2 protein-coding genes are annotated in these 1,941 nt (G+C 60.5%); one reads left to right on the forward strand and one right to left on the reverse strand.

Going from position 1 to position 1,941, the window contains the following annotated elements:
- Positions 1–169 precede the first annotated feature (169 nt).
- Positions 170–655: a hypothetical protein gene (locus tag CKO23_RS24500; protein WP_200336087.1), complete on the forward strand. Its 486-nt coding sequence runs from the start codon at positions 170–172 to the stop codon at positions 653–655.
- A gap of 577 nt (positions 656–1,232) precedes the next feature.
- Here the strand turns inward: CKO23_RS24500 and CKO23_RS24505 are convergent.
- The gene (locus CKO23_RS24505) at positions 1,233–1,706 is read right to left on the reverse strand and encodes a hypothetical protein (RefSeq protein ID WP_200336089.1); all 474 of its coding nucleotides are present in this window, start codon (positions 1,704–1,706) and stop codon (positions 1,233–1,235) included.
- Positions 1,707–1,941 lie beyond the last annotated feature (235 nt).

The following is a 1,941-nucleotide window of genomic DNA, read 5'->3' on the forward strand; positions in this document are numbered from 1 at the left end:
AGCGAGCGGTCCAGGGTCATCTCAGGCATCGGCGGCATCTCACCAGCGGGAAAACGACCGCCAAGTGTTACCGACACCATCGCGATTATCCAACAGTACTCGCTAATAGTTTGATGCGATTGCCCTGGCGACCGGCACTTTCAAACAACAAGTCAAAGGTCGATTACTGATGCACACGCAGCCCTCATCGGCGAAGCTTAGGAAGAAGCTCAATCTGAAAAGGTATCTAGATGAACTCACTGCGCTGATCGGACGCCCCGTTCATGCCGATGAACTGGGTAGTCTTGAGCAAGCGACCTCAATTCGAGAGGCTTCGCAGAAGTTCCATGCACAGGCCACCCAAGCCTGTGAGATGCCGTTCTCGGAACGGTGTTCGGAGAGATTCCAGGGATTTGTTCAGAGGTTGCACGGCGCAAACCATTCTTCGGTCTATGTATGGACGCCGCGCACGATTGATTGCGGCATGTTGCTGGTTCCATCACTTGCCGCGGTCAAGTTCACTTTCGATTTCGCAGTGAACGAGGACGGAATTTTCGTCTTTTTGACGAGTGACTTGGAGGACAGGTTGCTACTTGACTTTTCAGTCTCGCCCAAGGGCGAACAGGTCATGAAGGTTGAAACCCAAGGAGCGAACTGGGTAAGCGTGACCTACTGACGATACGCCGAGCGGGGGCCGAAAAACAGAAAAGGGCAACCAATTGCAAAACTGAAGTTTTGCTCTTTTCCTCATGGGGAGAATGAGTCCGACTCTATTTTGCGCGCTAACGCGGGCTTCCGTTGGGGGTTTTCGCGCTGGCTGAGAAGGCTCAGGATCACCTGCTCCAACCAAGTGCGGATCGCAACCCCGCTCGATTGAGGTGCTGCGCTGGCCAGAGCATGGATGGCGCACTGCAGCCAGCTCCGCTGGTGGACTTTTCCGCTCGGTCCTGGACCAACACACCACTGAACCTCGCTCTCGATGCCCGCACGCGGAGCTCCCGGCGCTAAGAGCGACTCCGGGAGTGTCCGGCCAGCCAAGTGATAAAAAATCGCACGTATCCCGAGCAGACCCCCGCTACGCTTGAGGCTCCCTGAGCCACAAGCTCCGCGGACCACCCCCCGCCCTCGCCTTGGCCGGGGCCGCCGCGCCTCGCGCGCTCGGCTTGCGGGAAGGAGGCTCCAGCCAGCGCCCCCCCCTGACTGGAGCTGTGGATGGGTTGGACAACAAGGGGAGGGCCGCCCGCTTGGGTTGCCTAATCGCGCTTGACGCCCTCGCAGGCGACCTTGCGCCGGTGGCGCGTCTCGGGTGTGTTCTCCGTGAGCAATGCCGCCTGGGCGAGGCGGCATGCCTGGCGTGCTTGCGCCTCGGCCTCCACCGGCTCGGCCCATTCCACACTCGCTTGAGTCGGGCGATAGCGTGCCGCAGCGGAACAGTACATCCGCTGCAACGATGGGTCGTCCGGATGGTTGCGCGGGTTGGCTTGCAGCGCCTGGCAGACCTGCCTGAACAGATCCTTGGCCGCGGCGGTGCAGCGCGCCAAGCGCACGACATCTCCCCGCTCGCCCTCACAGACCGAGGCCTCGCGGATGCGCCACTGTTGATGGGTGAAGGTCACCGTGAGCCCCTGATGCTCTATCGCCTCCGTGCGGAGCGCGAGATCCATGTGGTCAAAGGCTTGAGTGGCCGCGTTCAAGTAGCCTGCAAGGAGTGCTGAGATCGGATCCATGGGGGGCGGTCTTCCTGAGCGATCAGCGTCGTGGACGCCCGACGTTAGCACGCAGCGTGCGCGAGACCTGTCGGCTGGGTCACAGAATGAGCGCGGTCGCTTTGCCTAAACGGACATTCCGCACCCCGTGACAGCACCGATGTCGTATTTTTCAGCGGCATCGATTCAGCAGCACGGGGATGGGTGGATAAAGTGCTCCTCTGGTACCTTGAGCGCGCGTAAGAACGCCTGCTGG

It is taken from the genome of Thiocystis violacea (genome assembly GCF_016583565.1).
Classification (GTDB): Bacteria; Pseudomonadota; Gammaproteobacteria; order Chromatiales; family Chromatiaceae; genus Thiorhodococcus; species Thiorhodococcus violaceus_A.